Here is a 24,802-nt window from a genome sequence, read left to right as displayed (position 1 = left end):
CAAGCAGCCCGTCGCAACACTCGTTTTGCACACTACTGCGAAGAAAATACCTTGGCCGACGCTATATTCTCACTCTGTTTGTCATTCGTTTGTTTTTTGATAGAATATCTCACTAACAGCAATAATAATTGCTTCCAATATGTGCGATTATTTGGACGGTGTCCTTGGCTTCGGGGTGAAAACGCTCTTTTAATTCGGAGTTAGGAAGTATGAATTAGGACTAATGTATAGGGCGAGTGACGCAGGATTGCTTGCAAGCCTATTTCCTAATTAACCTAACCGTTGTCTATTACAATTTTGGAACGCGGACTTTGTCGCCGGCGTTGAGGTGCTCGAGCATGACGCCCGGGTTCACGGACTGGAGGGCCGAGAGCACGTAGAAGCGGGGGAGGTTCTGAGTGCCTGCACCGTATGTTCTGCGGAGGAGCTTGAACAGGTCTTCGCCATCGTTAGCGGTGACGACCTTGTAAAGACTCTTGTTCGAGGGATCGGACTGCAAGGCGGAGAGCGCGTTCGAGAACTTGGCTACGAAATTTTCGGCGTTGTTGCTTGGCTTGGAGGCTTCTGCGGCCTGCTTGACCTGTTTTGGCGGTTTGCTCAGCCCGGATTTGCGGCTCGTGCTCTTTCCGGTGACGGACGGCGGGAGCTTGAATGTCGGCGCCTTGAACGCGTTCATCTTGAGGCTCACGTCGGCGGTGTCTTTGCCTTTTTTGACCGGTTCGAGCTTCAAGATGGAGTCCAGCGAGGCTATATAGTTGCTGTCAGGCCATTCTTCGAGCACCATGCGCTTGTTCACCTCGACAATCTTGGCAGTCGGGTGGTCGTTTTCGCAGGCAATCAAAAGTAACGGAAAAAGCAGCAATAAAGATTTCATGCTATAAAAATACTAAAAATGAGGTTGCAACTTGCCAAAATCCTAAAAAACAACTAAATTATAGCTCTCAACAATTACTTCACAGGAAGTTTTATAATGAAAGAAGGTATCCACCCTAATTATCAACCGGTCGTGTTCGTCGATGCGAATACGGGTAAAGAATACATCACCCGCTCCACGAAGTCTTCCGCCGAAAAGAAGACTATCGATGGTGTTGAATATAACGTGATTTCTTTGGAAATCACTGCTGATACCCATCCGTTCTGGACGGGCAAGCAGCATCGCGTGGATACGGCTGGCCGTATCGACAGCTTCAACAAGCGTTATGGCGGCGGTGCTAACATCACCTCTGCAAAGCGCAAGACTCGCAAGGCTGCTCCGGTCAAGGCTGAAGAAGAAGCTTAATCTTCTTAAATTTTGGGGCCTCCCTAACTAGGGAGGCTTTTCTCTTATTTAACCCTGAGGACGCAAAATGAAAAAGAAACTTAGCATTTGTGCCGCTGCCTTCATCGCCCTTGCTATGACGGCTTGCGATAGCGGTAAGACTGGAACCATCGAAGGCGAAGTTCGTGATGCTTTCACCAACAAGCCGCTGGAAATGCCGACTGTCGGTATGGACTCCACGATTTACACCACTCTTTCCAAGAAGTACGAATTCAACCAGGAACTCCGCAAGGGTAAGTTTAAGTTTGTCAAGGTTCCGGTTGGTGCCTATAGAGTTTATGCTGGTCGTTCTAAGTATGTGAAGACCCGTATGAAGATTGAAACGACGGAACAGAATCCGAACGCTTCTCTCATTCTTTACATCTACAGCGCCCAGGTTGATCCGGGTCTGTACCAGGGCACTCCGGAAGGCCCGCTCAAGATCGATAACAAGTGGGTGGTCTACTCCACGAACTGCAATGAATCCATTGCCGGTTACCGCTTGACGATGCCGCAGCAGACTGGTAGCTCTACTGCAAGCATTGCTGAAAAGATTGGTGTCCAGAAGAAAGGCAAGAAGGGCAAGAAGGCTAAGAAGGCCGCTCCTGCTCAGGTCGCATCTGCTGTTACGAACCTCCCTGAACCGCGCGTCATTGAAGGCAAGCTCGAAGTGTTCTTCCGTAACGCATCTTCTGTGACGACTCCGCTCATTGCTAAGACCTATCCGGCTGTCGTTGCTCCGATCGCATCTCACAAGGACTGCAAGGGCTTTGGCGAAGGCGAAACGAAGGGCGTGTTCCCGGTCAAGGACAAGGCAACCGATCTCAAGGTCGAATACGTTGCTGAAAACCTCTTCAAGATTACTGGCGAACTTCCGAAGGGCAAGCAGATTATCCAGCTCTCCCAGGACGGAAAGACGGTCCAGACTTACTATTTCGAAGCCAAGTAAGCTTTCGAAAATAGCTTGAATATAAAAGCTGCACGGCCAGAAGGTCGTGCAGTTTTTTTGTATAAACGAAAAACTCCGTTGGAAAACGGAGTCCGCGACGAAGTCGCCAAACTAAAACTATTGACTAATGACTATTGACTAGAATTCAATCAGTCCCTTGGCTTCGTCAGCAAGGATGACCTTTGTGGCCATGTTAATGAAGAGGCCGTGTCCGACGATGCCTACGATGTGTTCGAGATCGCGGGCGAGCTTGTCCGGGTCTGCGATGGGGGCGAACTTTGCATCGGCGATGAGGTTACCGGAATCGCTAATCACTGGACCGTCCTTGCCTGGAGCGCCCATGCGGACCTTGACTTCGCCACCGAGCTTTTTCACGCGTTCGGTCACGACGGCGATGGCGCCCGGGATGATTTCGAGAGGTACGGCAAACTTGGTGCCGAGCTGTTGCACGGCCTTGCCACTGTCCGCGATGATCACGTAGTTGTCCGTCATGGAGGCGACGATCTTTTCGAGGAGGTGTGCGGCTCCGCGGCCCTTGATGAGGTTACGGTTCGGGTCGATTTCGTCGGCGCCGTCGATCACCATGTCGAGGTGGCTCACTTCGCCCATTTCCTTGAGCGGGATGCCGAGGCTACGGCATTGGAGCGTGGTGCTCCAGCTGGTCGAAACGCCCGTCACGTGGATGCCTTCAGTCTTGATGCGTTCGGCGAGTCGGTTCACCATGTGGGCCGCCGTGCTGCCTGTGCCGAGACCGACAATCATTCCGTCCTTGATCATGTCTGCGGCGCGAACACCTGCAGCCTTCTTGAGTTCATCCATCGATGCCATTAGCGCCATCTCCTTTCGTTTGAATCAAAGTTGTCGTCGCCCATGCGGTTGTCGTAACTGTCATAGTTATCGTAGCCGTCGTAATCGTCTTCGTCCGGGAATCCGGATTCCTGTTCGGTGAAGCTAGCTTCGACGATGTCTATGACTTCGACATTGAAAGTCAAGTCCTTGCCTGCAAACGGGTGGTTCCCGTCTACAATGACCGTATCTTCGAGAATTTCCTTGATGGTGTAAATGCCGTCGCACTGATCGTCGTCATCGTCAAGGTTCAAGTCGTTCACAAATTCTTCGGCGGTGTCCGGCAGCTGGAATTCGCGGATATCGTTATCCTGGTACATTTCGAGTTCCATGCCGAGCCAGAGTTCCCCGACGTCGCGGAGTTCTTCTTTCGGGACTGTGAGGATTAGGTCCTTGCGGTATTCGCCATAACCGAGATTCGCCGGAATGCTCACTGTAAACTTTTCGCCCAGACGACGCCCCGTCAATGCGTCTTCAAGTCCGGGAATGATGTTGTTGTATCCGTGGATGTACACGAACGGCTGGGTGGCGGGAACTTCTTCAAGAATTCGCTTGCCTTCTCTGAGGGTGTAGGCTATGCTCACCTTCATCTTGTCTTGGATGACTACCATACGTGCCCAAAGATAGAAAAATTATTTCTACAAACGGGCGCTTTCTCTATTTGCTAAAATCAAAAAATGCTGCAGGATCTGTTCCGAAAATTTCACCGAGCTTTATGGCCATCTTGCGGGATACCGCTCTGCGTCCATTTTCCATGGCGCAGAGGTTCTGAACCTGAATTCCGAGTTTTTCGGCTAGGGTGACTTGAGACCAGTTTCGCAAATCACGGTTTGCGACAATCATTTCTCCGGGGGTTGAGTCCAGATTCTTGAACCAATCGGATTCTTCGAAGGGAATCGAATCCTCGTTTTTGCAGACCGCCACATTTTCAGGCTTGTAGGTATCTTTTAGGAATCTGACAAGCGGAGCAGGGATGTGTTTCGCACGAATTTCAATATGGGGCTTTTTCACGACTGCCAACATAGTATACCTCAATATTTATCGACCCATTCTCACATGTCCAGCAAGCGACCCAGTTCAAGGCGATGTGACAATGATACTTGTTGTCGCCAAGTTTCGAGTAATGCCAGAAAAGAGGTTGTATAGGTCCGGAAACCTTTAGCGATTGTAGTAGAGCCTTCAGCTTGTTTTGCACCGCTCTAGGCATGGTTCTCGCCGAACGATCCGCTTTCTTGGTTAAGGTCACATTGTACATAGTTAAATATAATCAGTTTTTGATTATTTATCAACAGGGTTAAATTGTTTAAGGATTAAAAACTATCAAATAAAACACTCAAATACGAGAAGTAATCGAATTTTGCAAACAACCGATTGCAATTATCAACATTTTTTTCAAATCAAGGCGTATTATCCCTATTTGTCAATAGCGGTGTAAGACTTTCATATTTCTTTTTTTCTAAATTACAGGTATGCTTTACGGTATTTGTTCAGATATCCATTCCAACGCCACGGCATTCAAGGCTGTCCTTGAGTCTATGCACGATAACGGCGTTGAACGGAGAATATGCCTTGGTGATATTGTGGGATATGGCGTCGATACCGATGAGTGCGTCAATTTGGTTAAAGAGAACATGGATGTGTGCCTGATCGGAAACCACGACAGTGTGGCGGTACGGTACGAATCCAGCGCTGGCTTCAACCCGTATGCGAAGCAGGCGATTGAATGGACCCAGAAGAACCTTTCCAAGGAGTCTGTGGCGTTTATCCGCTCGCTTCCGTATATTCACGAAGAAAACGATATTTGCTTTGTGCATGCGTCGCCCTTGTCTCCGGCAGATTGGGTCTACGTGACCGATCTCGAGGATGCGCTGAACGCTTTTGACCATTTCTCGGAGCGTTACTGCTTTGTGGGGCATACGCATAGCCCGGTCATCATTGCAAGCCGTCCTTTGGCGATTCCGAAAATTCTTGATGAGTACGAGTACGTGATTGCGAATACCGAACGCTTGCTGGTGAACGTCGGCAGTGTGGGGCAGCCACGCGACCGCGACCCGAGAGCCTGCTGGTGCCTGCTTGATACCGAGACCAAGTGTGTACGGCTCATCCGCGTGGAATACGACATTCGCGAGACGCAGAACCGCATGAAAAAGCAGGGAATGCCCTCGTTCTTGATTGACCGACTATCGGTTGGGAGATAGGTTAGACGAGAGAACGGCTCTGCGAGTCTACAGACTAAAGACGAAAGAGGTGTAAATGACAAGATTTGGTTGTAAGAAAAAATGTTTAGCTTTGAATATTGTTGAACGTGATATTCATCGTATTTATTTGAATTCTCTCGTCTCTCGTCTTTCGTCTTTCGTCTAACCATGAAATGGATTTTAGCAGTTTTCGGCCGTGCTGGTTCCCCGTTCATTGCGGATGAGGTGGAAAAGTATGTGAAGCGTTTGCGCGGTTCCGCGATGCCTCTTGAAGTTGTTGAACTCAAGGAATCGAAAATTGACGATCACGCCCAGGCGCTTGCCCAGGAAGCCGCCCTTTTCGAGAAAAAATTCCCGCGTAACGAGTACCGCCGAGTGATCCTCTCCGAAGAAGGGAAGCTCATGACGACGGTGAAGCTTGCCGATGCGTTACAGGCCCGCTTTACGGGAAATATTGTGTTTTTGATTGGCTCTGCGTACGGCATCGACGAGAACTTGAAAAAGTCGGCCGACTTGCTGTTGAGCCTTTCTCCGTTGACTTTTACCCATGATCACGCGAGGATTATCACGGTGGAACAGCTCTACCGCGTCCAGATGGTCATGCAAAACCACCCGTATCATCACCGATGAGACGAAAGAACGGTGCTGCGCACCTACAGACGAGAGACGAAAGATGTTAATTTCTGCAATTGTAGCGGTTTCTGAAAACAATGTCATTGGGCGCGATGGGCACTTGCCGTGGCACCTTTCGCAGGATCTCAAGCGCTTCAAGGCGATTACCACAGGGCATGCCATCATCCTCGGTCGCAAGAATTACGACGATATCGGCCGTCCGCTCCCGAACCGCACGAACTACGTGCTCACCCGAAACAAGGAATTTCAGGCCCCGGGCTGCATTGTCTGCTCGTCGCTCGGTGAGGCGATCGAGGCCGCCCGCGCCGCAGGCGAGACGGAGTGCTTTATCATTGGCGGTGCCGCCGTGTACCGTGAAGCGATACCGCAGGTCGAAAAGCTCTATTTGACGAGAGTTTTGTCGCATGTAGATGGCGATGTTTTCTTCCCGGAATGGGAGGGAAACTTCGAAAAAGTCAGCGAAGAACCGTTCCAGGCTGACGAAAAAAACGATTTTCCGACCGTTTTTCAAATTTGGGTACGAAAAAAATAAGATTCTATTGCTTTTAGAATTTCTTATTATATATATATGCTGATGAAAAACGGAAAGAGAATTCTTAAGCTTCTCGTTGCAGTGCTTGCCGCTGTAAGTGTTGCTTTGTTTGTCATCAGTTTCAACGGAATGTGCCGTCATGGCACGTGTAATCATGTTATCAAACTTAACGATGGTTGGTCCGTTTCTTTTTCCGATGTGCATCTCACTCCGTTGAAGCATGTGTCGGAATTCCGGGTGCCTTCAAATGTTGAACCCGGTGATACCATTATTTACGAACGGAATATGAGGGATGATTCAATCCCTTTGCCAACGACTTTGCGCTTCCATGCGTATCACGTTGCTATTGCCGTTTATGTAGATAGTATTTGCTATTACCGTTATGGATTTGAACGCTTTAAGGAAGGGCGGCTTGTCGGTAGCGGAATCCATCTTGTGAACATGCCTGAGCATTTGGACCAGCATACGATTCGCGTGGTCACAGTTGTCACAGAAAGGGCTGCCGCAAAATCGCTGACATCTATAGAACTTTTGCGCTCCGGCAGCATGACGGATTATTTTGCGAACAATTCAGATTCCATTACGATTGGAATTTTCCTGATGTTCTTTGGCATGATAGCCTTTATTACCGGGTGTTGTGCAGTGGGGTTTGACCGGGCGTATTATCGACTTATCCTGATTGGACTTTTTGCAGGGCTGATGGGACTTTGGACGCTCAACTATGCGAAGGGAATTCAGATATTCTCGATGAATTATGCTCTGGATACGACGCTAGAGTATATATCGCTTTATCTTGCAGCAATACCGTTTGGGCTTCTCATCATCAATATGCGTTCTGGCAAGATTTCGCCGTGGAAAATGAGAATGCTGAAAGGCATTGTCGGTTTTGGTGGCTTGTTCTTTGTTGTGACGACTATTTTGCATGTGGCTGATATTGCTCATTATCCGTCATTTTTGATTGTCTATCACAGCTATATTTTTGTTTCGTTCTTGTTCATGGTCGTATTCAGGGTGCTTTACGATCGCGGTGCCGGCCTCCAGGAAAAAATCCTTACGTCTGGTACGGTTGTGTTTGTGCTGTTTGGAATTGCGGATGTGTTCCGCTACAACATCCAGAATATGCTTGGGCTGGATAAGCCTTTCATGGATTCGACATGCTTGCCTGTGGGGGCGCTCCTCTTCATTTTGCTCTTGATGGTGGGTTACCTTGTTTACATGTACGAAGAACTCATGGACAAGACCGAGAAGGAAGTCCTTCGCCAGATTGCCTATAGAGATGCGCTCACTGGCATATATAACCGTGCTAAGTGCGAACACATTTTTGAAGTCCTCAATCGTGATGATAGCGATTATGCTATTGTGAGTATCGATGTGAATGGACTCAAGTACGTCAACGACCATTTTGGACATTCTATGGGCGATAAGCTCCTCTGTGCCTTTGCCGATGTGTTCAAGAATGCTTTTAACGGCATTGGAACGACTATCCGCATGGGTGGCGATGAATTTGTGGCTATTGTCCGTGCGGAACATCTTTCGGATCTGAACACTGCGTTAAAGACGATGGTGCTCCTGGAAAAAGACGCCAAGTTGCCGATCGCCATGAATGTTGCTTACGGTTATTCAATACGCCGTCGAGGTGATGCCGTGACAGCAATGGACGTTTACCGCATGGCCGATGCGAACATGTACGCCATGAAGCTCGCCTCTAAACAACAGCGGATGGCGTAATTAATTCGAAATTAGGAATTTTGTTGGCTGTCATCTTGGAGCCGTCATCCTCGAACGAAGTGAGGGGAACCATTATTTCTTGAAATACAATGTATGGAATCCCTCCTTCACGATGCTCTGTCGAGAATGACAATTCTAAAAACTAATAACTAATAGCCTTTTTTTTGATTAGATTATTGAACAAGTATGATTGAGTTCAATATCTTTTATAAGCTTGCGGCGGCGCTGGGTATCGGTTTCATTATCGGTATGCAGCGTGAAAACTCGTATTCCCGCAATAATTCTAGGCACCCCGCTGGGCTGTGCTCGTTTTCGATTGTGAGCCTTTGTGGCGCCTTGTCTTGCTACCTGGGCGACCTGATGGGGTCGATAGTTCCCTTTGTCGTTGGCCTTGTGATTGTCGGGCTTTTGCTCGTGGCAAGCCATATTGCGTACGGCCTTTCGAACCGCGATAACGGCGGGCCTGCGGGCGTCACGACGAGTGCTGCCCTTATCATGATTTATTTCTTGGGGGCGCTTTGCTGGTTCAACCGGCTCCTGGAAGCGTGTATCCTCATGATCGTGCTTTTGTGGCTCTTGGCGGTCAAGCGGCAGCTTCACGATTTTGCGAAAAAGATATCGACCGAGGACATCATTGCGACGGTCAAGTTTGCGGTGATTTCTCTCATGATTTTGCCGTTCCTGCCGAATCGCTCTTTTGGACCGCCAGGCCTTGAAGTTCTGAATCCGCATACGATTTGGCTCTTTGTCGTGTTTATTTGCGGCATCGGCTTTGTGGGCTATGTGCTCATTAAGCTTGTCGGGCCGGGTAAGGGCATTTGGCTTACGGGGCTTTTGGGTGGGCTTGCGAGCAGTACGGCGCTCACGCTGAACTTGGCGGGGCGTAGCGTTGATAACGAACAGTATGCAGCGGACTTTACGCTCGGCATTGTGTTGAGCTGGTCGGTGATGTATGCACGACTCTACCTCATTTGCGTGTTCCTGATGCCCTCCCTTGCGCTCCCGCTCCTGGCGCCGTTACTTGTGCCTGTGGTGCCGGGACTTGGCTATGCGGGGTACTTGAAACTTCGTGAATCCAAGGATCATCGACAGAAGACGACCGATTTTAATAACCCGTTCAAGCTGTTGCCGGCGATTAAGTTTGGCCTAGTCTTTACGGTGGTCATGTTCATTGCGAACGCGGCTCATGCGTACTTTGGATCGGGCGCCTTGATGATTTGTAGCTTCTTGGGCGGTGCTGCCGAAATGGATGCGGTCGCGTTCTCGCTCATTGATATGTGCCGAAAGGCGACTCTTGAACACCACAACTTGATTTTGGCGCTCCTGTTTGCAAGCCTTGCCAATACGCTTACCAAGGGTTGCCTGGTGTATTTTCTTGGAGCAAAGTCCATGCGCCGTCCGATTATCCCGGCGGTTGTGCTCATTTGCGGCGTTTCGGTCGTGATGATTGGTATTTACTCAGTCGTGTAGTAAAAATGCTGGTATATTTTTTTGTGACAATTTCTCCTCTTGGTTCCCGTTTATATAATTTGGAAATGGGAAAATAAAAAAGTGGGTGTATTATGTCTAATAAGATGAATTTTGCGTTGACCATCGCTGGTTTTGATGGTTCTGCGGGGGCCGGAATTTTAGCCGATGTCAAGGCTATGGCTCATTTTGGTGTGTACTGCGAATCTGTATGTACTGCGCTTACTCAGCAAAATGAAGATGAATTTGTGGCGCCTGGCTGGGTCATCTGGGACCGCATCGAAGCTCAGCTAGAAACCTTATTCAAAAAAAGAACTTTCAAGTACGTAAAAATCGGACTTGTCGAAAAAGCCAAAGTTTTGAAGAAAATTGTTGAATATATCCGAACAAAATCTCCAGATGCCTACATTATATGGGATCCGATTGCAAGCGCTTCGGCGGGATTTCATTTTTTGCGAGCGGCCGAACAAGATAAATTCATGCCTGTGATGAATCAGATTGACTTGGTCACGCCGAATCAAGATGAATTTGGATTTCTTGGGCTTGGACTTGCAGCATCTCGTGGGCTGGTTAACCTTGGAAATGATTTTGCGCTTCTCTTGAAAGGGGGACATTCTAGAGGGAAAGAAGCCGTTGACATCCTCTGGGATCGTGATGGAAAACAGTACAAATTCTCTAGCCCGCGTTTGCCAGGGCATGGAAAGCATGGCACAGGCTGCCACCTCTCTTCTGCGATCCTTGCAAATCTTGCGCTGGGGCACACTCTCCCTGAATCGTGCCAGATTGCAAAGAATTACCTCACTGAGCTATTGCAGAGCGGTGAAGGCAGACTTGCAAAAGATATTTAGTTTAGATAGAATAAGCCTCCCGTTGGGGAGGCTCTTTTAATAAATTATTCTGTTTTACTTTTCAATGCATCTGACGGAGAAGGCGTTGTTTTCTTCGATGGCGCGTTCCGCATAACGTTCGTTGTATCCGCCGATGGTCACGAAGTTTGCGATGTAGGTCGTTTCTTCGGTAGCCGTCCAGAAGAATGCGGATTTTTCCATGTCTTCGTAAGCGAAATGTGTGTCGCTTTTGCCAGACGCGTTGAATGATGCTTTGGTTTCTTCGCAGTACGGACTCCACATTTCGTTGTTGCCGAAGCAGATCCTCTGGCCGGCCTGCTTGACTCTGAAACCGTTCTTCTTGCTTGCGCCGAGGTACTTGCTCAAGAAATTCCAGTCTTTGCGGTCAGGGAGCCTCCAGCCGGTGGGGCATGCCTTCATGGCTGCTTTCCATGTGTAGAGGCGACCGTACTTGTGACAGTTGGATTTGTCGTCGTTGTAGCAGTAGCTGCCTTTTGTCGTCTTGTAGGTGAGGTTTTCGGCGAGCCAGTTGTGGTTGCCTATTTTCACGATCTTGTAGGTGTGGCCGTCGCGCGGGTCCTTGAACTTTTTCGCGGAGGCCTTTTTGGAGGGGGCGGCTGCGGCGATGCAGGCAGCCAGAAGCATAAATACGAAACCAATTCTCATGGACTGAAATTTACAAATTTTCTGTTTTAGAAATTTTGTTATCTTGTGAAATGAAGAGGATTTAAAGTTGTTAATTGAAGATGTAAAAAAATCGATTGCTGATGCCGGTTTTCACGATGGCGAAAAAATGCCTTCCGTACGCAAGATGGCGGAGCGTCTAGGCCTTTCTGTGAATACGGTTCACCGGGCGTATAAGATTTTGGCTCAAGAGAAACTGGTGCAGCTCGTTCATGGCAAGGGCTGCTTTTGGGGTTCGGCCCCGTCGTTTGAGGTGAAGGCCGAAGAGAGCGTCTATTCCGTAGTCGAGCGCCTGTTCCAGAACGATTTGGACAGCGGATATCTGAATGCTTTTGATGAACTCCCTTCATGCAAGGAACTTTCGAACCGTTACAATGTTTCGCTTTATATTGTCAAAAAGTTTTTGATGCAAAAATGTGCGCAAGGGATTTTGCGCCATGTGGGGCACCGCTTTTTCTTTAGCGAAGAACGCCCTGTCGAAAAGTCTAATTATATCTTGTTTGTACATCGTTCGGATGAATTCGGGCGACTGAAGATAGAGTCCGAACGAGAATCCGATGTGTTCCGCACTTTTGCGCAGATTGCCGCAGAACAGAAAATTGCGGTGAAGTTTATTGGGTATCACGAAGCATCGAACCAGTTTTATTTATCTTCGGGTGAAACTTTTGTTGTAAAAAACGATGCTCATTGCCTGGGCGTGTTCCTCTCGACGTGGCTAGTTTATGATGCGGCGAAACTCTTTGCCCATTTTACTTCGTTCAAGAATCCGATTTCGGTCTGGTGGGAATACGCGCCGGATGTGATTCCGGTGATTGCCCGCAATAAAAAGAAATGGGCGTTTTACAACGTTGCGTTTGGCAAGGAAGCTGGTGTGATTGTTGGGCGCTATCTCAAGAGCAGGGACATGGGACCTGTTCATTACCTTTCGCCATACCACGCTAGTTTCTGGTCGAAGGCGCGTTTGCAGGGCTTGCTTGAAGCGGGCACGGATGTTATTCCGCTTGTCGATGAACGCTTTGCATCTCCGTTTGACTTGGCGGATGCTGCTGAACACGAGGGCGTTGAACGTCAGGTGCTTTTGGACAACATTCTTGAATCGCTTTTGAAAAATGCGACTTTGGATAAATTTGTTTGTTCAAATGACTGGGTGGCGGCTTCGCTGATTGATTATTTCAAGGCAAAAAAATTACCGGCGCCGTACGTGGTGGGCTTTGACGATACGATTGTAAGTTACCGCTACGTATTTGATTCGTTTGCTTTCAATGTCGGGACGATGGTGAAAGAGGCGATTTACCACATTGTCGCACCGACCATATATGCAGAACAGCGGCGCCAAATGCAGACGCCGCTTGGAAGAGTAGTCGAGAAACACTAATCGCAGTTGTCATCCCGGCCGTTGTGCCGGGATCGACATTGGTTAAACGTTAAACTTCCCGGAGCAGGCGAGGAGTCCGAGCATATACAGGAGTCCGTCGTAGTAGCGCCAGAGTCCGGTCGGGATTTCCATGTTCCAGAGGTCTTCGGCAAACGGCTTGATAAGCGGATCGCCCGCAGGGAGCGCGATCGTTGCGGCTCCGTTCATGGCAATCAGGCCGCCTGTAGCAGGCCTTGCCTCGCGCGGGAACGCGCTCCCGTCGACACGCATGTCGGCGAGATACGGGCGACGCCCGTGGAGGTAACCGAGAATTTTGCGAACAGCAGAAACTTCCCATTCGCTCACATCGGCACGTTCGCCTTTGTCTTGCAATTTGGCCGCGTCAAGACCGATGTTCCACACAACGCGCCAAGCATCACCGCAGAAGCAGTCGCTTTCCGGATGCCACGGCGTTTTCTTTGGCGTTCCGTCAAATTCGCTGTAGTCAGCGGCAAGTCCCGTGACCGGGTGGCAAGCCTTCTTCAAGTAGGCGACACTGTTGTCTGCAATCTTGTTCCAAATCGCGTCACCGCTTGCTTCGCCGTACATTCTGTAGAAGGCGACCGTGTTGTAGCTCGGATCGGTGTAATCGTTGCCCTTCATCGGCGAGAATCGCACGAGGCCCGCGTTCACGTCCATCATCGTGTACACGTCGCCTGCTTGCGGCTTGTGCGCCATGTCGTTGATGAGTTCGACGGCGTCACGCTTGTATTCTTCGTTTTTGAAAATCTTGGCGGCGAAAAGGAGTGCTGCGGCAAAGTATTCTTCGCCATCCGGGGCGGCACCCGGGTCCATCATCGAGAAATCGGCGGTCGAAACTTGCCAGGAGTAATAACCGACGAGGTCGCCCTCGGTGTTTTTCATGTGTGTCTTGGCGAATTTCCAGAGCTTGTCGAAAAGGTCCTGCTTGCCGAGGAGGGCTGCAACCGTCATGCCATAGCTCATGCCTTCGGAGCGGATGTCGTTGTGGCCGATATCCACGATGTACGCCATGTCATCGCCCTTGTCAAAGCAAATGCGTTCGTTTTCGCGGTCGCCTTCGAACAGTTGCGTGAAAGCCTTGTTGAGTTTTGCCTCGATTTCGGCGGGAGTCTTACCAATTTCTTCAAAAATGTTTCTCATGGCATCTAAAATAGAAATGTATTGAGCCGCCGTCTTGTTTACAAGATGAAATGTTTAAAAAGTGTTGTGGGTGTTTCTTGATGCGCTTGGAAAATTGTGGGAATTGTGAAAAAACTTGATAAAATTGAAAACGTCATATTTTGACATTTAATAATTCTATATTCATAAAAAGATTAATCCCGTTTTTTTCAAGCGTGTAAACGGGGAAGGAGAAAAAATGAAGATTATTGAAGAAAAAATATTAACGATTCGAAATGAACGAGTTATTTTGGATTGCGATGTGGCCAGTCTCTATGGTGTGCCTACAAAAGAAATAAATCAAGCTGTTAGGAATAATCCAGAAAAATTCCCCAAGGGGTACATATTCCAAACGACAGATGATGAAAAAAGTGAGGTGGTAAAAAATTTTGACCACCTTGGAAAGTTGAAATTTAGCCCTGTTAATCCTACCGCATTTACAGAACGCGGTTTATATATGTTAGCTACGATATTAAGGGGAAAAATTGCTGTTCAGACAACAATAAATATTATAGATACATTTGTTGAAATTAGAGAATTGTCGCGTGCTGTAGCTAGTATTCCTCATGTTGTAGATGAATCGAAACGAAAGTCTTTGTTGAAGCGTAGTGGAGAAATAATTTCAAATGTTCTTACGAATGATTTGGAAGAATCCGAAACAGAAACGGAAATAGAATTGAATTTGGCTATGCTTAAGATAAAACATAAAGTTAAAAAGGAACGTCAGCGAAAATAAAAACGCCCGCATTACTGCGAGCGTCTTTAAAAGCTTGAGTCTTCTTGGCTCTAAGCGGTTTACTACCTGGAGTAGTATTCCACGACGAGCTGTTCTTCGAGCTTGACCGGGATCTGATCGCGGAGCGGAAGCTTCACGAGAGTACCCTGCATCTTGCCGAGATCGACAGACAAGTATTCCGGAGCGGCAGCAGCAGAAGCGATTGCTTCCTTGATCTGCACGTGTTCCTTGGACTGTTCACGAACAGCGATCACGTCGCCAGCCTTGATGAGGCGGCTCGGAGAGAAGCTACGAACACCGTTCACAGTGAAGTGACCGTGTGCAACGTACTGACGAGCAGCGAAGATCGTACGGGCAAAACCCATGCGGAAGACGACTGCGTCAAGACGAGTTTCGAGCAAGATCATCAGGTTATCACCTGCAGAACCTTCACGACGGTTAGCTTCCTTGTATGCCTTGGCAAGCTGAGCTTCGGAAATGTTGTAGGTGAAACGAAGACGCTGCTTTTCGACCAACTGCTGCTTGTAAACGGAAGCAGACTTCTTGCGGGTCTGACCATGCTGGCCAGGTGCAAAGTTGCGGCGGTCGAGAGCCTTTTGAGTCTTCTGAGAAACGGCAACGCCGAGAGAGCGTGCTACTTTACCTTTAGGTCCGCGGAAGGAGGACATATTTACCTCTTTGAGGAAGCTCTTTGGTTACGCTCGCAAGTTGGCAGAGCTTGGCACGACATGCGAGATTTGGACTTCAAATTTAGTCAAATGTTCACTACTTGTCAACAGAATCCTGGCATTTCTCGAAGACGAAGGGATTGTGGTCGCCCTGGACCTTGAAAATGCGGCGGTCGCGTTCGCATTCGCGCTCGGTGACGGGGTACATCTTGTCCCAGGCTTCGAAAAGCTTGCGGTCCTGCTTGGAGAGGCTGATGTTGTAGGTCTTTTCCATGTAGAAGTGAACGCGGGCAATTTGGCCTCGGACTTCTTTGCGGGGTTGGACCTTCTTTTCCTTGAAATCGACGATGGTTTCGCACTCGCCGTACATAGGGGTTGGGTCGTTTGTCCACTGGCTGAACATGAAGTTGCTGCGGTCACCGTTCACTTCGCCGATGGCGGGGTAGAGGTTGTGGAGGTCGCCTTCCATGATCTTGAATGTGGTGTCGTTTGCGCTGCAGTTCTTGCGGCCGCCGTCGCGCCAGCAGGGGAGGTGCTTACCCATGTTGTGGGCGGTGACGATGTGTTCCCATTCGATGCGCTTGGTGCGTTCAAGGCTTTTGCGGTTCGGATTTTCGCGCGGCTTGTAGTTGCAGGTGTTAAAGTCTACGTGCTTTTTGTCGAGGTAGCGGCAACCGCAGTAGATTGTTTCCTGGAGTTCGCCGTAGTAGATGCGTCTCATTTGTTTGCCCGCATCGCGGTAGTTGTAGTGACGGGGAGCTGCCTCGGGATCGACTTTCGCAAACGAAAATGCTGCGAATACGCAAAGAATCAAAGCGACAGCGCTTGCTGAAACTTTCATATAAACAAAACCTCTTGTAGTGTGTAGTTTAAATGTAATAAATCGGAAGGGGAGTGTTGGTGTTTGGGACTTAGATGGCGGATCAGGTCCGCCATGACGTCGTTCCGGCCTCTGAGCCGGAATCTGACAATAGGGTTTAGCCGACTGCACCGCAGGTGCCTCAACTTTCTATATTATTATCCATGATTCAGAACGGATTGGAATATTTGAATTCCCGCCTCATATTCGGGATGATGCCGGGTCTTGCTTCTACCCGAAAACTTTGCGAAGCTCTCGGAAATCCTCAGAAAAAGTTTAAGACGATTCATGTTGTCGGTACGAACGGCAAGGGCTCGACGAGCTATTACTTGTCGGGTGTTTTGCAGGCACATGGTCTCAAGACTGGACTTTATACGAGCCCGCACCTGGTGAGCATGCGTGAACGCATCCGCGTGAACGATTTGCCGATTGACGATGAATCACTCGATCGCTTGATTATGCAGGTCAAGGCTGCAGCCGAAGAAACGCAAGTGGAGCCGACGTTTTTTGAAGTCTTGACGATTGTCGCGTTCCTCTATTACGCCGAACAGAACATTGATGTTGCTGTACTTGAAGCGGGCATGGGCGGTCGCCTGGACAGCACTGCCGTTGCCGATGGTGAACTGATCGTGCTCACGAGCATTGGGCTTGAACATACGGAAGTTCTTGGTAGTACGGAATCCGCAATCCTCAAGGAAAAAATGGGTGTGGCGGGTTCTGCACAAAGTATTCTTTCGAATGGCCGTAGTAAGATTTTTGTCTTGGGCGGCTTGAATGAAAATTTGATTGCTGAAGCCAAGATTTTTGCTGCATCGCACAGTTGCTCGTGTGTCGTTCCTGAAATCCGTAACGATATTGAACTCCCGAATTTAGGACAACATTACATCGAGAATGCAAGTCTTTCGCTCAAGGCGGCGGAATTGTTCTTGCAAAAGTCGCGTGACTTTTCTGCTGTAGATGTTGTTGCGAATAAAGGAATTGTGTACGATGGTGCTCTTGCGCTCAAGACTCTTACGACTCGCTCCTGGGCGGGCCGTATGCAAAAGCTTGTTGATGCAAACGGCGTTACAAAGTTTATTCTAGATGGTGCCCACAATTCTCACGCGGTTCGCCGCTTGGTTGAAACTCTTGACAAGTATTACCCGAATCAAAAGTTCCATTGCGTGTTTGGAGCGCTCCGCGACAAGGATGTGGGCGAAATGCTCAAGCTCATGGCGCCGCATGTGAGCGCTTGGCATATCACGCGTACGCCGTACCCGCGATTCCGTGAACTTTCGGATTTGCAGATTGAACTTGAAAAGCTTGGCTTGAATGTTGCTAGTGCGGCTGAATTTTCCCGCGAGTATCTCAATGAAGTTTGTGCAAGCGTTACGGATGGAACTCCAGTCCTCATTACGGGAAGCCTTTATATGATCGGGGCGACCGTGCAGGCGCTTAAGGACGATTTTGATGGACTCGCATTCTTCCGTGGGATGGAACCCACGACGAACGAACACCGGTAGGCTTTTCGTCATTCTGAGCGTAGCGAAGAATCCTGTAAAATCTTGAGTAAAAAAAGACATTGGTTTAACCAATGTCTTTTTGCTTGAAATATAAGCTGAAAGATTATTCCATTTCATCGAGTTCTGCGTAAGCTTTTTCAGCGGCTGCGCGAACCTTTTCGGCTTCATCCTTCTTTTCTTGTTCTTCGAGCATCTTGACGTATTCGGAGACAAGGTCGGTGTCGAGCGTCATGACGCCATAGACCTTGAACTTGCCATCGGCTGTCGTTTCAACCTTGACGTCGTTGAGCGTTGCACCGTTGAGGCGCTGGTTCACAGCAGTCTGAGATGTGCTCTGGAAGTGTTCTGCAATTTCGTCGCTCACATCTTCCTTGAAGTTCTTGATAAGAGCCTTGGTCTGAGCGTCGATAGACTTGGCAAGGTCTACACGTGCGTTCTGATCGGCCTTTTCAAGTGCAATCTGTTCATCAGCGGATTCGCCAATACCGATGCCTGCCGGAATGTGCTGCTTAATGTAGTTTTTCTTCTGCATCTGCATTTCGATGAGAAGGCCTGCAGACTTTTCTTGCGGGGTCTGCGGAGGATTGCTGGAGCAGCCTACAAAGAGTGCTGCAATAGCGAGGCATGCGAACAGTTTTTTCATTTTTTTTTCTCCTTGGATTAAAAAATCCACTTGTTTATGTGCTTTTAATATACAAAAATATTTTCACAAAGATGTAGATTCCTTACATTTGTCGAAAAAGTGATGATAAATGGTTTGTGGTATTTTTTATGGCTACTTTTTTGTATTATAATATAGTACGTATATTTTTGTAAAATTTTTGGAGGTTGTCTTGAACAATACAGTACCTGTCCTGCAAATGATTACGCAGTCTGATATTGTAACTATGGTTATTCTTGGGATTCTCGCCTTTATGTCGCTTGGCTCCTGGGGAATCATTATCGTGAAGTTCTTTAAGCATAAATCGAATTTGCGCGCCAACGCCAAGTTCTTTAAGGACTTTTGCAAGCTTAAACATTTTTCGGAACTCCAAAAACTTTGCACGGTTTCGAATGATAGTGCGCTCCGCCTGTTGAGTGTAGAAGTCTTGAACGAAGTATCCAAGTTCAAGGGTAAGGTGACTTACGAATCTATTCAGCATCGTTCTTCCTTGCTTGAAGACGCTATCCAGCGCTCGATTGAAGGCATCCGCATGGGCGAGGACCGCTATTTGACCTTCCTTGCGACGAGTTCTAACTTGGCGCCGTTCTTTGGTTTGCTCGGTACCGTTTGGGGAATCATGATTGCGTTTTTCCAGATTGGCCACCATGGCTCTGCGGACTTGACCGTTGTCGCTCCGGGTATCGCAATGGCGCTTATCACTACAGTGGCGGGCCTTCTGGTGGCTATCCCTGCCTCTGCTGGGTATAATTACTTTACCTCGAAGAATGGTTCTAACGAAACTTCGTATTACAACTTTGGATCGCAAGTTTTGAGCTTGTTCAAAAGAGGTGACATGCTCGCTGTTGAAGGAGTTGCCGAGGAGGAAGCGTGAAACGCAGCCGCCGTAAGGACTTAAAGCAGGAACTCAACCTCACGAACATGATCGACATCGTGTTCGCCATCTTGATTGTCTTTATTTTGTGCGCACCGTTGATGAGCCAGGGCGTAAAGGTCAACCTCCCGCAGGTCAAGGCTCCGACGATGGAACAGCAGAAACTTCTCAAAGTTTCCATCACCAAGAACCTCGAAATTTTCATCGCCGATATGCAGGTGGATATGGAAAGCTTCGAGAGCATTTTCAAGTCGCTGTGGAACGGCGAAATGGCTGTGGTCATCAATTCGGACGAAGCAGTAAGTTACGGCTTTGTGATGAAGGTTGTGACGCAGGTACAAAAGCTCGGTGTAACGAAGCTCGGTTTCTTGACGATGACTCCAAAAGATGAACTGGTAAATGAAAAGAAATAGGGACCATATCCAATATTTCGAGACGGAAAACGATGGATCTTTGTTCAAGATCATCGTGTGTGCTGTCGTGTTTCATTTGGCGGTTGTCGGGACTTTGATCGCTCTCAACAACATTGATTTGAGCAAGCCTGCCGAAGAAATTCCCGTGTTCGAGATGGTGCAAGTCGATGAACCGGTGAAAGCTCCTGCGGCTAAGACCGCTTTGCCGGAGCCTGAACCGCAGCAAGCGCCGAAGGTGGAACCTCCACCTCCGCAACCGCCCGAACCTGTGCCTGAAACGACTCCGGAACCGGAACCCGCTCCAGAGCCGACTCCTGTAAAAACGCTAGAGCCGGAAGCTCCGCAAGTTCCCGAAGAACCCGCTCCTGAAGTGAAGCCCGATACGCCGGAACCCGTTCCTGTGCCGGAACCCAAGGCTGAAGAAAAGAAGCCGGAAGAGGATGTCGAAAAGCCAAAGCCTGTCGAGAAACCTGTTGAAAAGCCGGTGGAAAAGGTTGCGAAGAAAACGGTTGAAAAGAAGAAGGTCGAGAAGAAGCCTGCGAAAAAGCCGAAGGATGACGACTTTGATATCGATGACTTGAACTTGCAAAAGTCGTTTGAATTGCCGAGCCTCAAGGCGGTCAATCCGATTGATATGGACCCGCTGATGCAGGTGTTTCTGGAACGCGCGAAGGCAAAAATCATGAGCAATTTCAATCCGCCAAACGGACTGACGATTGATCGTGATGCAAAAACGACGGTCCAGTTTACAGTTGAACGCTCGGGTGCGATTACTAGCGTGTTCCTCAAGCGATCTTCTTCGAACAGTGCATGGGACCATTTGTCGATGCGAGCGGTGAAGATTTCGAAGTTGCCGGAACTTCCGCCGACGTACAAGGGCTCAAGTCTTGTGTTGCAGTTTAACTTTACGCCGAACTAGGAAAGGAGATGCCCGCAGCATAGTTAGGAGTCCTGAAAATTAGGAATTAGGAAGTCGGAGTTCGGAATAAAAATAATCGCGGCTAAGCCGCCAAGTTAAATAATTCCGATTTCCGAATAACTCTAATGACCAATAACTAATGACCAATGACCAAACTGTCTTGTTGGCAAAATGAGATTATGATGAATAAAGTAAAATTGCTTTTTGTGTTTGCTGCGATGGCGCTTGCTGTGCCTGCGTTTGCGGCGATTGATACGATTGCTGTGGATGTGGGGATTTCGGTATTCCAGACGATGCCGATAGGAGTTGTGCCTTTTGAAGAAGAAGGTAACATCAAGTGGACAAACGAAGTGCCGCATTTGATTTTGACGCGTGATGCAAACCTCACGGGGCGTTTCGAAGCCGTGAATTCGGACAAGTTTGACTTGGTGCTTTTTAGCAAAAAGCGCGCCCGCCAGTACGTGACCGGCAATGCGACCAAGCTTTCGAACGGAAAAATCAAGCTTGATTGCTATTTGTATGCTGCAGAAACGAAGGACTTGCTGCTCGGTGAAAGTTATACTGTGAAGCCTTACGATGTGCGTCAGGCTGTGCATTCGTTTTTTGACAAGGTTGTTTATCGCTTGTTCGGGGAACGTGGTGTCGCATCTACAAAGCTTGCTTATGTCTCGAAAATCGATGGCGTGAAGCAGGTCGTGATTTCGGATTACGATGGTTTTTCGCGTAGGCAGATTACGCGCGATTCCTCCATCAACATGATGCCTGTTTGGCAGAAGGGCAACAAGGGCCTTGTGTATGTGAATTTCCGCAAGCAGCGCCCGAACCTTTATGCCATTACGTTTGGTGGCAAGGAAACCCCGCTCTTTACGCAGTTCAAGCAGACGTTTAGTCCGGCTGTAAATCCGAAGACTGGCGAACTCCTTTTCTCGGTGACGGATGGTGGCAAGACGGAACTTTATCGCGGTGATATAAAGACGGGTTCTGCACAGAAATTTTTGCACTTGAAATCCAATCAGGTGAGTCCTTCCTGGAGTCCGTTTGCAAGTGAAGTGCTCTTTACGAGTGACCGTGGCGGCTCTCCGCAAGTGTATGCGGTAGGGAAGGATGGTACGGATGTGCGCCGCATTACGTACATGGGCCATTACAATGAACGTGCAAGCTGGTCTCCAGAAGGGGATCGCATTGTCTACACGTCGATGGACGATGGCAAGATGAACATTTATACGTGCGCTCTTGATGGTACGGATATTATTCAGCTGACTTCGAATGCGGGGAATAACGAACACCCGACCTGGTCGCCCGATGGCAAGCTGATTGCGTTTGCCAGTGACCGCGGCGGCAATTATCAAATTTATATTATGCGTAAAGATGGGAGCGGCGTGACTCGCATTACGAACGGTAGCGAAAATACATCGCCGACTTGGTCCTGGTTCTTTGACGAGAAAAAATTTAAATAGAGGAGTGAATTATGGGTAAGGTCATTAAACTTGCATTGATAGGTACGGCTGTTGCGCTTTTTGCTTGGGGCTGCAGCAAGGAAAAGCCTGAAACGGATCCGCAACCGCAAACGGCGCCGGAAGCTCCTGTAGATTCTACGCTGAACCTTGATGCGCTTGTGGCAGATACGTTGAGTGCGGATTCTTTGGCTCGCTTGGAAGCGGAACGCCTCGAAGCTGAACGTGCGCGCTTGGAAGAACTGATCAACCGCATCATGCTTGAAGATGTGTACTTTGACTATGACCGCTCTGAATTGACCGAAAATGCGAAGCGATTGCTTGCGCAAGTGGCTGAAATCCTGGTCAACGAAAACCGCTTTATCGTGACGGTCGAAGGCCATACGGATGCTCGTGGCACTGAAGACTACAACATTTCTCTGGGCGCTCGCCGCTCGACAGTGGTGCGCGAATTCTTGATTGCTTATGGCGTGGATGCCAACAGGCTCGTTTCGGTAAGCTATGGCAAGGAACGCCCGAAGGTTCAGGGTTCTGACGAAACGGCGTATTCCAAGAATCGCAGAGCGCATTTCCGCGTGTCCATTGATCAGTAGTTTTGGGAGAATTTAATCGTGAATTTGAAGACTTTATCTCTTAGCGTTGTTTTGGCGTCTTTTGTGCTTTCGGGATGCAGTAGCATTACGATGTTGCGTACAAAAGAAATGCGCGCGGTCGGTGACGATGTCATTGCTAAAAATGATTCGTCGTATAAGGCCCTTTCAGCAGAAAATGCCGCGCTCCGTGCAGAACTCGATAGCGTGAAGGCTCAGCTTGAAGCTTCTGCGGTGGCGCAAAAGCGCTTGCAGGCTGAAGTGACTGTGCTTTCGAATCGCATGAGCGAAGAGACGGTCCGCCGCGATACGCGCCAGGAAGAAATCATTTACCGCCTGGATTTGCTCCTTGGCAAGTCTGACAAGATCTTGGCTAAGAAGGTCGTGGTGAACAATGGCGTGGCTAGCGCTGTGATGGAACCGGATGCCAATGCTGAAAAGATGATTGAGGCGGAAACGATGTTCAATGCCGCTCATTCGGATTACCATCGTGGCGAATACAAGCTCGCGTACAATGGCTTTAAGCAGGTCTATGAGCTTGTGAAAAAGGGCGAAATGGCTGAAGGCGCTCTCTACTGGATGTCTCTTTGCTTGATTGAAGCGAACCAGGCTGCCAAGGCAAAGACGCTCCTCACGAATCTCGTGGATTCTAATCCGAACGGGATGAAGGCTTGCGCGGGCATGTACAAGCTTGCAACGATTTACGGCAATGAATGCAATCTTGACCGTAAAAAGCAGTATTTGCAGATGATTCTTTCGAATAACACGTGTGCTTCGACTCCGGAACTGGAACAGGCCGCAATTTCGCTACAGGAAATGCTCGACTTTAGGTCTCCTGACGGGCGCTCGGCAACGGAGATTTGTAGAGAACAAATGCGGTAAAAACATCTCGTCGTTCTGAGGGGCTATGCCCCGAAGGACCCAGTCAAGTCTTGTTTTGCATTGACGAGATATGACTGGATCCTTCACTTCGTTCAGGGTGACGAAGTGAAAAAAAAGCCGGCTTGGGGCCGGCTTTTGTGCGTTTGGGATGACGTAAAAAAATGGCAGGCGAATGTGCCTGCCGATTTCGTATAATGTGTATTTTGCTCGCTTGGAGGCGGGCACTTTTTTTATTCGTCGCGGGCGTCCGGGTTGAAACGCTTGACGGTCGCACCGATCTTTGCCATCTTGGCTTCGAAATCTTCGTAACCGCGGTCGAGGTGGTAAATGCGGCTGATAGTCGTTTCGCCTTCGGCAATGAGGCCTGCGAGAACGAGGGCTGCACTGGCGCGGAGGTCGGAACCCATGATGTCAGCGCCTTCAAGCGGGAGGCCGCCCTTGATCGTTGCCGTGTTGCCGTTCATCTGGATGGAAGCTCCCAAGCGTTCGAGTTCGGCGACATGCTTGAAACGGTCGTTATAAACCGTGTCTTGCACGAGGCTGTTGCCTGGAATGGAGAGGAGCGTTGCCATGAACGGTGCCTGCATATCGGTCGGGAATCCCGGGAACGGGAGCGTCACAAGGCTCATCGGCTTGAGTTCCTGCTGACGGGCATCGACTTCGGCCCAGTCGGCGCCGACGCTTACCTTGCAGCCGATTTCGCGGAAGGCATCGAGCGTAGAGGCGATGTGTTCCGGGATGATGCGAGTGACTTTTACGCGGCCGCGCGTGATCGCTGCGGCGCAGAGGAAGGTGCCTGCTTCAATGCGGTCCGGGATGGTGACGCCTGTACCCGGGCGGAGCGATTCAACGCCTTGGACGGTAAGGGTGCGCGTTCCGCGGCCTTGGATCTTGGCGCCCATGCTTGTGAGGAAGTCGATGAGGTTGTCAATTTCGGGTTCGAGGGCGGCATTCTGCAAGACGCTCACACCCTTAGCAAGTGTAGCTGCCATCAAGACGTTGACGGTTGCACCGACGCTAGAAATCGGGAAGTTGAAGTTACCGCCGGGGAGGCGGCCTTCGCAAGTGGCTTCGACATAGCCGTGTGTGACGGTAATCTTTGCACCGAGCGCTTCAAGACCCTTGAGGTGGAGGTCTACGGGGCGCGGGCCCCAGGCGCATCCGCCGGGGAGCGAGACGCGGCAGCGGCCGAATCTGGCGACGAGAGGGCCTAGCACGTAGAAGCTTGCGCGCATAGTCTTCACGAGTTCATACGGCGCTTCGAGATGGTCTACACCGCGAGTGTCGATTTTCAGAACGTGGCTTCCGCCATTGATGTGGCAACCGATCACGCGGAGCACATCGGACATGGTCTTCATGTCCTTCAAGTGCGGAACGTTCGTGATTTCAGAAACGCCATCGGCGAGGAGCGCAGCTGCCATCACGGCAAGCACGGCGTTCTTTGCGCCGGAAATTTCAACTTCACCATTGACGGGTGCTTTCACTTGCGGAACGATAAACTGATCCAT

At 49.2% G+C, this 24,802-nt stretch carries 27 protein-coding genes; 17 read left to right on the top strand and 10 right to left on the bottom strand.

The window, feature by feature from the left end; genetic code table 11:
• Nucleotides 1-289: 289 nt before the first annotated feature.
• The gene (locus tag ACJMM9_RS12380; RefSeq protein ID WP_405327434.1) at nucleotides 290-874 is read right to left on the bottom strand and encodes a hypothetical protein; all 585 of its coding nucleotides are present in this window, start codon (nucleotides 872-874) and stop codon (nucleotides 290-292) included.
• Between the two features lie 96 nt (nucleotides 875-970).
• Here ACJMM9_RS12380 and ACJMM9_RS12375 point away from each other — a divergent pair, with 96 nt between their 5' ends.
• Complete coding sequence (locus ACJMM9_RS12375) at nucleotides 971-1,279, top strand: type B 50S ribosomal protein L31 (protein ID WP_012820063.1); 309 nt, start codon at nucleotides 971-973, stop codon at nucleotides 1,277-1,279.
• A 67-nt stretch (nucleotides 1,280-1,346) separates the two neighbouring features.
• Nucleotides 1,347-2,246, top strand: coding sequence for a hypothetical protein (locus ACJMM9_RS12370; protein WP_405327431.1), 900 nt, complete (start codon nucleotides 1,347-1,349; stop codon nucleotides 2,244-2,246).
• Between the two features lie 138 nt (nucleotides 2,247-2,384).
• Here ACJMM9_RS12370 and rpiA read toward each other — a convergent pair whose 3' ends face one another.
• From rpiA to ACJMM9_RS12355, 3 genes are read right to left on the bottom strand one after another with little or no spacing between them, the layout of a single operon-like run.
• Nucleotides 2,385-3,074, bottom strand: coding sequence for a ribose-5-phosphate isomerase RpiA (gene rpiA, locus ACJMM9_RS12365; protein WP_012819869.1), 690 nt, complete (start codon nucleotides 3,072-3,074; stop codon nucleotides 2,385-2,387).
• Nucleotides 3,074-3,703 (bottom strand): peptidylprolyl isomerase, encoded by a 630-nt coding sequence (locus ACJMM9_RS12360; protein ID WP_088639444.1) that lies wholly within the window; start codon nucleotides 3,701-3,703, stop codon nucleotides 3,074-3,076. The genes rpiA and ACJMM9_RS12360 overlap by 1 nt, the downstream gene beginning before the upstream one ends.
• Before the next feature lie 46 nt (nucleotides 3,704-3,749).
• Nucleotides 3,750-4,115 (bottom strand): helix-turn-helix domain-containing protein, encoded by a 366-nt coding sequence (locus ACJMM9_RS12355; protein WP_405327427.1) that lies wholly within the window; start codon nucleotides 4,113-4,115, stop codon nucleotides 3,750-3,752.
• Nucleotides 4,116-4,561: 446 nt separating this feature from the next.
• Here ACJMM9_RS12355 and ACJMM9_RS12350 point away from each other — a divergent pair, with 446 nt between their 5' ends.
• From ACJMM9_RS12350 to ACJMM9_RS12325, 6 genes are all read left to right on the top strand, one after another.
• Nucleotides 4,562-5,290 carry a metallophosphoesterase gene (locus ACJMM9_RS12350; protein WP_088639445.1) on the top strand — a complete coding sequence of 243 codons (729 nt, stop codon included), beginning with the start codon at nucleotides 4,562-4,564 and terminating at the stop codon, nucleotides 5,288-5,290.
• Nucleotides 5,291-5,458: 168 nt separating this feature from the next.
• Nucleotides 5,459-5,920 (top strand): 23S rRNA (pseudouridine(1915)-N(3))-methyltransferase RlmH, encoded by a 462-nt coding sequence (locus ACJMM9_RS12345; protein ID WP_405327425.1) that lies wholly within the window; start codon nucleotides 5,459-5,461, stop codon nucleotides 5,918-5,920.
• Nucleotides 5,921-5,963: 43 nt separating this feature from the next.
• Entirely contained in the window at nucleotides 5,964-6,455 is a 492-nt protein-coding gene (locus ACJMM9_RS12340) for a dihydrofolate reductase (RefSeq protein ID WP_405327422.1), read from the top strand.
• A 42-nt stretch (nucleotides 6,456-6,497) separates the two neighbouring features.
• On the top strand, nucleotides 6,498-8,183 hold the full coding sequence (locus tag ACJMM9_RS12335) for a GGDEF domain-containing protein (RefSeq protein ID WP_405327420.1): 1,686 nt from the start codon (nucleotides 6,498-6,500) through the stop codon (nucleotides 8,181-8,183).
• A 186-nt stretch (nucleotides 8,184-8,369) separates the two neighbouring features.
• The gene (locus tag ACJMM9_RS12330; protein ID WP_405327418.1) at nucleotides 8,370-9,653 is read left to right on the top strand and encodes an MgtC/SapB family protein; all 1,284 of its coding nucleotides are present in this window, start codon (nucleotides 8,370-8,372) and stop codon (nucleotides 9,651-9,653) included.
• Between the two features lie 92 nt (nucleotides 9,654-9,745).
• Nucleotides 9,746-10,498, top strand: a complete 753-nt coding sequence (locus tag ACJMM9_RS12325; protein ID WP_405327416.1) for a hydroxymethylpyrimidine/phosphomethylpyrimidine kinase — start codon at nucleotides 9,746-9,748, stop codon at nucleotides 10,496-10,498.
• 54 nt (nucleotides 10,499-10,552) lie between these two features.
• Here ACJMM9_RS12325 and ACJMM9_RS12320 read toward each other — a convergent pair whose 3' ends face one another.
• Nucleotides 10,553-11,143 (bottom strand): FISUMP domain-containing protein, encoded by a 591-nt coding sequence (locus ACJMM9_RS12320; RefSeq protein ID WP_405327413.1) that lies wholly within the window; start codon nucleotides 11,141-11,143, stop codon nucleotides 10,553-10,555.
• Between the two features lie 88 nt (nucleotides 11,144-11,231).
• Here ACJMM9_RS12320 and ACJMM9_RS12315 point away from each other — a divergent pair, with 88 nt between their 5' ends.
• A complete protein-coding gene (locus tag ACJMM9_RS12315) occupies nucleotides 11,232-12,557 on the top strand; it encodes a GntR family transcriptional regulator (protein WP_405327410.1) in 1,326 nt (441 codons plus the stop codon).
• A 42-nt stretch (nucleotides 12,558-12,599) separates the two neighbouring features.
• On the opposite strand, the gene ACJMM9_RS12310 is transcribed toward ACJMM9_RS12315, so the two are convergent.
• Nucleotides 12,600-13,718, bottom strand: coding sequence for a glycosyl hydrolase family 8 (locus ACJMM9_RS12310; RefSeq protein WP_405327407.1), 1,119 nt, complete (start codon nucleotides 13,716-13,718; stop codon nucleotides 12,600-12,602).
• Between the two features lie 217 nt (nucleotides 13,719-13,935).
• On the opposite strand from ACJMM9_RS12310, the gene ACJMM9_RS12305 reads away from it, so the two are divergent.
• Nucleotides 13,936-14,472 (top strand): ORF6N domain-containing protein, encoded by a 537-nt coding sequence (locus ACJMM9_RS12305; protein WP_405327404.1) that lies wholly within the window; start codon nucleotides 13,936-13,938, stop codon nucleotides 14,470-14,472.
• 62 nt (nucleotides 14,473-14,534) lie between these two features.
• Here the strand turns inward: ACJMM9_RS12305 and rpsD are convergent, their stop codons facing one another.
• Nucleotides 14,535-15,140 (bottom strand): 30S ribosomal protein S4, encoded by a 606-nt coding sequence (gene rpsD, locus ACJMM9_RS12300; protein WP_405327402.1) that lies wholly within the window; start codon nucleotides 15,138-15,140, stop codon nucleotides 14,535-14,537.
• 97 nt (nucleotides 15,141-15,237) lie between these two features.
• Entirely contained in the window at nucleotides 15,238-15,981 is a 744-nt protein-coding gene (locus ACJMM9_RS12295) for an endonuclease (RefSeq protein ID WP_405327399.1), read from the bottom strand.
• A 182-nt stretch (nucleotides 15,982-16,163) separates the two neighbouring features.
• On the opposite strand from ACJMM9_RS12295, the gene ACJMM9_RS12290 reads away from it, so the two are divergent.
• Nucleotides 16,164-17,501, top strand: a complete 1,338-nt coding sequence (locus ACJMM9_RS12290) for a bifunctional folylpolyglutamate synthase/dihydrofolate synthase (RefSeq protein ID WP_405327396.1) — start codon at nucleotides 16,164-16,166, stop codon at nucleotides 17,499-17,501.
• A gap of 103 nt (nucleotides 17,502-17,604) precedes the next feature.
• Here the strand turns inward: ACJMM9_RS12290 and ACJMM9_RS12285 are convergent, their stop codons facing one another.
• The gene (locus tag ACJMM9_RS12285; RefSeq protein ID WP_405327393.1) at nucleotides 17,605-18,144 is read right to left on the bottom strand and encodes a hypothetical protein; all 540 of its coding nucleotides are present in this window, start codon (nucleotides 18,142-18,144) and stop codon (nucleotides 17,605-17,607) included.
• Nucleotides 18,145-18,334: 190 nt separating this feature from the next.
• Here ACJMM9_RS12285 and ACJMM9_RS12280 point away from each other — a divergent pair, with 190 nt between their 5' ends.
• The 6 genes from ACJMM9_RS12280 to ACJMM9_RS12255 all read left to right on the top strand — a co-directional run bounded on the left by ACJMM9_RS12280 (nucleotide 18,335) and on the right by ACJMM9_RS12255 (nucleotide 23,294).
• The gene (locus ACJMM9_RS12280) at nucleotides 18,335-19,036 is read left to right on the top strand and encodes a MotA/TolQ/ExbB proton channel family protein (RefSeq protein ID WP_139829232.1); all 702 of its coding nucleotides are present in this window, start codon (nucleotides 18,335-18,337) and stop codon (nucleotides 19,034-19,036) included.
• Nucleotides 19,033-19,449 carry a biopolymer transporter ExbD gene (locus ACJMM9_RS12275; protein ID WP_072828243.1) on the top strand — a complete coding sequence of 139 codons (417 nt, stop codon included), beginning with the start codon at nucleotides 19,033-19,035 and terminating at the stop codon, nucleotides 19,447-19,449. Before ACJMM9_RS12280 ends, ACJMM9_RS12275 begins: the two co-directional genes overlap by 4 nt.
• Complete coding sequence (locus ACJMM9_RS12270) at nucleotides 19,436-20,368, top strand: energy transducer TonB (RefSeq protein ID WP_405327389.1); 933 nt, start codon at nucleotides 19,436-19,438, stop codon at nucleotides 20,366-20,368. Before ACJMM9_RS12275 ends, ACJMM9_RS12270 begins: the two co-directional genes overlap by 14 nt.
• A 179-nt stretch (nucleotides 20,369-20,547) precedes the next feature.
• Nucleotides 20,548-21,825 carry a translocation protein TolB gene (locus ACJMM9_RS12265; protein WP_405327386.1) on the top strand — a complete coding sequence of 426 codons (1,278 nt, stop codon included), beginning with the start codon at nucleotides 20,548-20,550 and terminating at the stop codon, nucleotides 21,823-21,825.
• Between the two features lie 11 nt (nucleotides 21,826-21,836).
• The gene (locus ACJMM9_RS12260) at nucleotides 21,837-22,415 is read left to right on the top strand and encodes an OmpA family protein (RefSeq protein WP_405327383.1); all 579 of its coding nucleotides are present in this window, start codon (nucleotides 21,837-21,839) and stop codon (nucleotides 22,413-22,415) included.
• 18 nt (nucleotides 22,416-22,433) lie between these two features.
• Nucleotides 22,434-23,294 carry a tetratricopeptide repeat protein gene (locus ACJMM9_RS12255; RefSeq protein WP_405327380.1) on the top strand — a complete coding sequence of 287 codons (861 nt, stop codon included), beginning with the start codon at nucleotides 22,434-22,436 and terminating at the stop codon, nucleotides 23,292-23,294.
• 230 nt (nucleotides 23,295-23,524) lie between these two features.
• Here ACJMM9_RS12255 and murA read toward each other — a convergent pair whose 3' ends face one another.
• Nucleotides 23,525-24,802, bottom strand: a complete 1,278-nt coding sequence (murA, locus tag ACJMM9_RS12250; protein ID WP_405327377.1) for a UDP-N-acetylglucosamine 1-carboxyvinyltransferase — start codon at nucleotides 24,800-24,802, stop codon at nucleotides 23,525-23,527.

The sequence above is a fragment of the Fibrobacter sp. genome, from assembly GCF_045112255.1.
Classification (GTDB): Bacteria; Fibrobacterota; Fibrobacteria; order Fibrobacterales; family Fibrobacteraceae; genus Fibrobacter.
Note: the sequence above shows the minus strand (reverse complement) of the source record. Positions and strands in the feature narration are given on the sequence as shown.

Bases quoted from the DNA above. Each gene is read 5' to 3' on its own strand.
- ACJMM9_RS12290 (WP_405327396.1), top strand. From the start codon at position 16,164: ATGATTCAGAACGGATTGGAATATTTGAATTCCCGCCTCATATTCGGG.
- ACJMM9_RS12350 (WP_088639445.1), top strand. From the start codon at position 4,562: ATGCTTTACGGTATTTGTTCAGATATCCATTCCAACGCCACGGCATTC.
- ACJMM9_RS12360 (WP_088639444.1), bottom strand. From the start codon at position 3,703: ATGGTAGTCATCCAAGACAAGATGAAGGTGAGCATAGCCTACACCCTC.
- ACJMM9_RS12340 (WP_405327422.1), top strand. From the start codon at position 5,964: ATGTTAATTTCTGCAATTGTAGCGGTTTCTGAAAACAATGTCATTGGG.
- ACJMM9_RS12325 (WP_405327416.1), top strand. From the start codon at position 9,746: ATGTCTAATAAGATGAATTTTGCGTTGACCATCGCTGGTTTTGATGGT.
- rpiA (WP_012819869.1), bottom strand. From the start codon at position 3,074: ATGGCATCGATGGATGAACTCAAGAAGGCTGCAGGTGTTCGCGCCGCA.
- ACJMM9_RS12310 (WP_405327407.1), bottom strand. From the start codon at position 13,718: ATGAGAAACATTTTTGAAGAAATTGGTAAGACTCCCGCCGAAATCGAG.
- ACJMM9_RS12295 (WP_405327399.1), bottom strand. From the start codon at position 15,981: ATGAAAGTTTCAGCAAGCGCTGTCGCTTTGATTCTTTGCGTATTCGCA.
- ACJMM9_RS12305 (WP_405327404.1), top strand. From the start codon at position 13,936: ATGAAGATTATTGAAGAAAAAATATTAACGATTCGAAATGAACGAGTT.
- ACJMM9_RS12285 (WP_405327393.1), bottom strand. From the start codon at position 18,144: ATGAAAAAACTGTTCGCATGCCTCGCTATTGCAGCACTCTTTGTAGGC.
- ACJMM9_RS12330 (WP_405327418.1), top strand. From the start codon at position 8,370: ATGATTGAGTTCAATATCTTTTATAAGCTTGCGGCGGCGCTGGGTATC.
- ACJMM9_RS12355 (WP_405327427.1), bottom strand. From the start codon at position 4,115: ATGTTGGCAGTCGTGAAAAAGCCCCATATTGAAATTCGTGCGAAACAC.
- ACJMM9_RS12370 (WP_405327431.1), top strand. From the start codon at position 1,347: ATGAAAAAGAAACTTAGCATTTGTGCCGCTGCCTTCATCGCCCTTGCT.
- rpsD (WP_405327402.1), bottom strand. From the start codon at position 15,140: ATGTCCTCCTTCCGCGGACCTAAAGGTAAAGTAGCACGCTCTCTCGGC.
- ACJMM9_RS12345 (WP_405327425.1), top strand. From the start codon at position 5,459: ATGAAATGGATTTTAGCAGTTTTCGGCCGTGCTGGTTCCCCGTTCATT.
- ACJMM9_RS12380 (WP_405327434.1), bottom strand. From the start codon at position 874: ATGAAATCTTTATTGCTGCTTTTTCCGTTACTTTTGATTGCCTGCGAA.
- ACJMM9_RS12270 (WP_405327389.1), top strand. From the start codon at position 19,436: ATGAAAAGAAATAGGGACCATATCCAATATTTCGAGACGGAAAACGAT.
- ACJMM9_RS12320 (WP_405327413.1), bottom strand. From the start codon at position 11,143: ATGCTTCTGGCTGCCTGCATCGCCGCAGCCGCCCCCTCCAAAAAGGCC.
- ACJMM9_RS12335 (WP_405327420.1), top strand. From the start codon at position 6,498: ATGAAAAACGGAAAGAGAATTCTTAAGCTTCTCGTTGCAGTGCTTGCC.
- ACJMM9_RS12265 (WP_405327386.1), top strand. From the start codon at position 20,548: ATGATGAATAAAGTAAAATTGCTTTTTGTGTTTGCTGCGATGGCGCTT.
- ACJMM9_RS12375 (WP_012820063.1), top strand. From the start codon at position 971: ATGAAAGAAGGTATCCACCCTAATTATCAACCGGTCGTGTTCGTCGAT.
- murA (WP_405327377.1), bottom strand. From the start codon at position 24,802: ATGGATCAGTTTATCGTTCCGCAAGTGAAAGCACCCGTCAATGGTGAA.
- ACJMM9_RS12260 (WP_405327383.1), top strand. From the start codon at position 21,837: ATGGGTAAGGTCATTAAACTTGCATTGATAGGTACGGCTGTTGCGCTT.